5 protein-coding genes are annotated in these 5144 nt (G+C 62.1%); 4 read left to right on the top strand and 1 reads right to left on the bottom strand.

Annotation, left to right across the window (positions count from 1 at the left end; translation table 11 throughout):
* The 3 genes from A7K61_RS30165 to A7K61_RS30155 form a co-directional block, all read left to right on the top strand.
* Positions 1 to 816, top strand: an 816-nt coding sequence (locus A7K61_RS30165; protein ID WP_139129572.1) for an ATP-binding cassette domain-containing protein, incomplete at its 5' end; no start/stop codon positions are given.
* Between the two features lie 22 nt (positions 817 to 838).
* A complete protein-coding gene (araH, locus tag A7K61_RS30160; RefSeq protein ID WP_069558989.1) occupies positions 839 to 1804 on the top strand; it encodes an L-arabinose ABC transporter permease AraH in 966 nt (321 codons plus the stop codon).
* A 181-nt stretch (positions 1805 to 1985) separates the two neighbouring features.
* Positions 1986 to 2789 carry an IclR family transcriptional regulator gene (locus A7K61_RS30155; RefSeq protein WP_047711590.1) on the top strand — a complete coding sequence of 268 codons (804 nt, stop codon included), beginning with the start codon at positions 1986 to 1988 and terminating at the stop codon, positions 2787 to 2789.
* Here the strand turns inward: A7K61_RS30155 and A7K61_RS30150 are convergent, their stop codons facing one another.
* A complete protein-coding gene (locus A7K61_RS30150; protein WP_044268473.1) occupies positions 2790 to 3842 on the bottom strand; it encodes an NAD(P)-dependent alcohol dehydrogenase in 1053 nt (350 codons plus the stop codon).
* 180 nt (positions 3843 to 4022) lie between these two features.
* Here A7K61_RS30150 and A7K61_RS30145 point away from each other — a divergent pair, with 180 nt between their 5' ends.
* Complete coding sequence (locus A7K61_RS30145) at positions 4023 to 4916, top strand: AraC family transcriptional regulator (RefSeq protein ID WP_003193483.1); 894 nt, start codon at positions 4023 to 4025, stop codon at positions 4914 to 4916.
* Positions 4917 to 5144 lie beyond the last annotated feature (228 nt).

The following is a 5144-nucleotide window of genomic DNA, read 5'->3' as shown; positions in this document are numbered from 1 at the left end:
TTGACCCACGACCAGTTGGTGACCTGCATGGTCGGTCGCGATATCCAGGATATCTACGATTACCGACCGCGTGAGCAGGGCGAAGTGGCGCTCAAGGTCGAGGGCTTGCTCGGCCCCGGCCTGCGTGAACCGGTGAGTTTCCAGGTGCGCAAAGGCGAGATCCTCGGCCTGTTCGGGCTGGTGGGGGCAGGGCGCACGGAGCTGTTGCGCCTGCTCAGTGGGTTAGAGCGCGCCAGCGCCGGCAGCCTGGAACTGTGCGGGCAAGCGCTGCAACTGCGCTCACCCCGCGACGCCATTGCCGCTGGCGTGCTGCTGTGTCCGGAGGACCGCAAGAAAGAGGGCATCATCCCGCTGGGCAGCGTCGCTGAAAACATCAACATCAGCGCCCGTGGCGCCCATTCCACCTTTGGCTGGCTGTTGCGCGAAGGCTGGGAGAAAGGTAACGCCGACCGACAGATCCAGGCGATGCGGGTCAAAACGCCGAACGCGGCGCAGAAGATCATGTACCTGTCCGGCGGCAATCAGCAGAAAGCCATCCTTGGCCGCTGGTTGTCGATGCCGATGAAGGTGTTGCTGCTCGACGAACCTACTCGCGGTATCGACATCGGCGCCAAGTCGGAGATCTACCAGATCATCCATAACCTGGCGGCCAGTGGCATCGCGGTGATCGTGGTGTCCAGCGACCTGATGGAGGTGATGGGCATCTCTGACCGCATCCTGGTGATGAGTGAAGGCGCCTTGACCGGTGAGTTGCCCCGCGCCCAAGCGGATGAAGCGCGCCTGCTGCAACTGGCGCTGCCACAGTCGCGGGCTTGAACAAGAACAAGAGGGTTTGGCTATGTCTCAGGTAAAAACAGCAAAGGGCTTCTGGCCGGGTTTCAATCAGCGCAAATTTCTCGATGACTGGGTGATGCTGTTGGCGGCGCTGGGCATCTTTGTGCTCAGCGCGGTGTTCATCGATAACTTCCTGTCGCCGTTGAACATGCGCGGCCTCGGTCTGGCGATTTCCACCGTGGGCATTGCCGCGTGCACCATGCTGTTCTGCCTGGCGTCGGGGCACTTCGATTTGTCGGTGGGTTCGGTGATCGCCTGTGCCGGGGTGGTGGCGGGCATCGTGATGCGCGACACCGACAGCGTGCTACTCGGCGTGTCGGCGGCCTTGGCCATGGGCCTGGTGGTCGGGCTGATCAACGGCATCGTGATCGCCAAGCTGCGCATCAACGCGTTGATTGCCACCCTGGCAACCATGCAGATTGTGCGCGGCCTGGCCTACATCTTCTCCAACGGCAAGGCGGTGGGGGTGATGAATGAAGGGTTCTTCGTGTTCGGCAACGGCCAACTGCTGGGCGTGCCGGTGCCGATCATCATCACCGTGCTGTGCTTTGTGTTCTTTGGCTGGCTGCTCAATTACACCACCTACGGGCGCAACACCATGGCCATTGGCGGCAACCAGGAAGCCGCGTTGCTGGCGGGGGTGAATGTCGATCGCACCAAGATCATCATCTTTGCCGTGCACGGTTTGATCGGCGCCTTGGCCGGGGTGATCCTCGCCTCACGCATGACCTCGGGCCAGCCGATGATTGGCCAGGGTTTCGAGCTGACGGTGATTTCGGCGTGCGTGCTGGGCGGCGTGTCGTTGAGCGGCGGTATCGGCATGATCCGCCATGTGATTGCCGGGGTGTTGATTCTGGCGATCATCGAGAATGCGATGAACCTGAAGAACATCGATACCTTTTACCAGTATGTGATTCGTGGCTCGATCCTGTTGCTGGCGGTGATAATCGACCGCATGAAACAACGCTGATGTTCACCCTGTGAAGATCAAACTGTGGGAGCTGGCTTGCCTGCGATAGCGGTGTGTCAGCCAGCCTATCTTTAATTGACCCACCGCCATCGCAGGCAAGCCAGCTCCCACCTTGGATCTCCTGTGTTCAAGAGGGCGGTATTTGCCATAATGCCCCCGCTTTCATACTTATAGGCCCGATATGCAGGAAAACGCCCACACCCCCGTCAAAGACGCCGCCCCCACCGGCACCCAGACCCTGTTGCGCGGCCTGGGCGTGGTGCAAGCGGTGGCGGCCGGTGCGCGGGATCTCAAGGAGATCGCCCGGCGCATCGGCACCACGCGCAGCACGACGCACCGCCTGGCCAGTTGCCTGGTGGACGAGCGCTACCTGCGCGTGGTGCCCCAGGTCGGTTACCTGCTGGGCCCCAAGCTGATCGAGTTGGGGTTCCAGGCGCGTGAAGAGTTGCCCTTGGTGAACCTGGCAGTGCCGTACCTGGACGAGTTGTCGGCGCTGACCGGCGACACCATTCACCTGGCGATTCGTGAATACGACGAGGTGCTTTACCTGCACAAGAACCCCGGCCGCAACGGCCCGGAAATGCGCTCGCGGGTCGGCCATCGCATGCCGCTCGCGCGCACCGGTATCGGCAAGGCGTTGATGCTCGATGACTCACCGCAGGAGTGGCAGCGCTTGTACGAGGCCAGCTTGCCGGCGTCGGGCAAGAGCCTGCAATGGCCGCAGCACCCGGAGCAATCCTGGGCGCAGTTCGAACAGCGTATGCATGAGTATGTGGAGGGGGGCTACGCGTTTGACCTTGAAGACAACGAGCCTTCGATCCGCTGCGTGGCGGCACCGGTGCGTGATGCCAGCGGGCGCATTGTCGCCGGCATCAGTATCGCCAGTACGGTGCCCTACATGCCGCTGGAGAAAATGGCCGAGCTGATCCCTGTGATCAAACAGGTCGCAGCCCGGCTGTCAGCGGAGTTGGGCGCCAAGGCCTGATCAGGCTTTGAGGCTCGCCATGTCGATGACAAAGCGGTACTTCACATCACCGGCAATCATGCGCGCGTAAGCTTCGTTGATCTGCCGGATGTCGAGCATCTCGATGTCGCAGGTAATGCCATGCTCGGCGCAGAAATCCAGGACTTCCTGGGTTTCGGCAATACCGCCGATCAGCGAACCGGCCAACACTTTACGGCCCAGCACCAGCTTGGCGGCGTTGACGGGTGGGTCCACCGGCTCGATCAGGCCGACCAGGATATGCACGCCGTCAAAGCGCAGCACATCGAGGTAGGGGTTCAGGTCGTGCTGCACCGGGATGGTGTCGAGCAGGAAGTCGAAGTGCCCGGCAGCGGCTTTCATCTGCTCGGCATCGGTGGACACGATCACATGGTCGGCGCCCTGGCGACGGCCTTCCTCGGCCTTGCTGGCCGAACGGGTGAACAGCGTGACTTCGGCGCCCATGGCCTTGGCGAACTTGATGCCCATGTGGCCCAGGCCGCCCATGCCGAGGATCCCGACTTTATCGCCGGCCTTTACGCCGTAGTGCTTGAGTGGCGAGTAGGTGGTGATGCCTGCGCACAGGATCGGCGCAGCGCTGGCCAGGTCAAGCTTGGCCGGGATCTTCACCACAAAGTGCTCACTGACCACGATGCTGTCGGAGTAGCCGCCCATGGTGTTGCTGCCATCCACGCGGTCCGGCGTGGCGTAGGTCATGGTCGGGCCTTCGAGGCAATACTGCTCAAGGTCTGATTGGCAGGCTTGGCAGTGACGGCACGAGTCCACCATGCAGCCTACGCCCACCAGGTCGCCGACTTTATGCGCGGTCACGTTGGCGCCGACGGCGGTGACTTTGCCGACAATCTCGTGGCCCGGCATCAGCGGGTACACGGCGATGCCCCATTCGTTGCGCGCCTGGTGGATGTCGGAGTGGCACACGCCGCAGTAGAGAATCTCGATGGCCACGTCATCGACGCGCGGGCTGCGGCGTTCAAATGACATCGGGGCGAGGGGCGTGGTGGCCGACTGGGCGGCGTAACCGATGGCGGTGTACATAGTAAACCTCACAAAAGCTTGGACTGCAGAGGCGGCAAAGTCTGCGCGCCGGCCCCTGGCGCGAACATGGCAATTGCTCCGAGTCTCATGCCTATTCGTCCGGCAGTGCCTGAGGTTTGGATATATTGGCCGCCAGACCTGCGATGATGCTGTCATCCCTCATTCGCGAAGTTTTTTGCCATGCTGTTGACCCGCCATTTGGACGCCAATGCCACGCTGGTTGCCTTGATCGAAGGGCTCACGCCCCGCGACGGTTTTTCCCCGACTCACCTGCCCGGTGTGCAGGTGCTGCGCGCCAGTTGCGATGTGGCGCGTGGGCCGCAGATCTATGAGCCAAGCCTGATGTTCGTGGCCCAGGGCAGCAAAGTCGCCTACCTTGGCCCGCGCACACTTGAGTATGGCGCCGGGCATTACCTGATCCAGGCCATGCCGGTGCCGTTCGAATGCGAGACCTTTGCCATGGCTCCCGAGGCGCCGCTGTACGGCGTCACGGTCGGCATCGACCGCGTGGTGTTGGGCGAGTTGGTGATTGCCATGGGCATGCAGGCCGGGCCGCCGCCGACCGCGCAGACCCTGGAGTCGATGAGTTCGGTGGTGCTGGACGATGCGATGCGCGGCTGCGTCGAGCGGTTGTTGCAGTGCCTGCACGATCCGCTGGAAAGCCGGATCATGGGCCCGGCGCGGGTGCGCGAATTGTTGTTCACCGCCTTGCGTGGGCCTCAGGCCGATGTGTTGCGTGCGCTGGTGGAACAGCAGGGGCAGTTTTCGCGCATCGCCACCTCATTGAACCACCTGCATGCCCATTACGCCGAGCCGCTGAATATCGAGACCTTGGCCGGATTTGCGCACATGAGTGCCTCGACCTTTCATGAGCATTTCAAGCGCTGCACCTTGTTATCGCCGGTGCAGTACCTCAAGCGCTTGCGGTTATTGAAGGCCCAGCAGTTGTTGCTGGTGGAAGGCATGAGTGTGGCGCAGGCGGCGCACAAGGTGGGGTATCAGAGTACGTCGCAGTTCAGTCGGGAGTACAAACGCTACTTCCTGCGCAACCCAGGCGAAGAGCGGGCCGCCTGACACCACGCGGTCATTGTGGGAGCTGGCTTGCCTGCGATGACGGCCTGCCAGCCGCCCCCTATCTACCTGACACCCCAACGATCCAACTTGTGGGAGCGGGCTTGCTCGCGAAGGCGGCCTGTCAGTCAACACAGTTGGATTGTGTGCATATTCATTGCTGCGGTAACGGCCGCTTAGGGTTCCGCCTGACGGCGGGTCACTTTGGAAAAGAGCCCCAAAGTAACCAAA

The organism is Pseudomonas sp. AP42 (assembly GCF_001728935.1).
Classification (GTDB): Bacteria; Pseudomonadota; Gammaproteobacteria; order Pseudomonadales; family Pseudomonadaceae; genus Aquipseudomonas; species Aquipseudomonas lactis.
Note: the sequence above shows the minus strand (reverse complement) of the source record. Positions and strands in the feature narration are given on the sequence as shown.

Bases quoted from the DNA above. Each gene is read 5' to 3' on its own strand.
- A7K61_RS30145 (WP_003193483.1), top strand. From the start codon at position 4,023: ATGCTGTTGACCCGCCATTTGGACGCCAATGCCACGCTGGTTGCCTTG.
- araH (WP_069558989.1), top strand. From the start codon at position 839: ATGTCTCAGGTAAAAACAGCAAAGGGCTTCTGGCCGGGTTTCAATCAG.
- A7K61_RS30150 (WP_044268473.1), bottom strand. From the start codon at position 3,842: ATGTACACCGCCATCGGTTACGCCGCCCAGTCGGCCACCACGCCCCTC.
- A7K61_RS30155 (WP_047711590.1), top strand. From the start codon at position 1,986: ATGCAGGAAAACGCCCACACCCCCGTCAAAGACGCCGCCCCCACCGGC.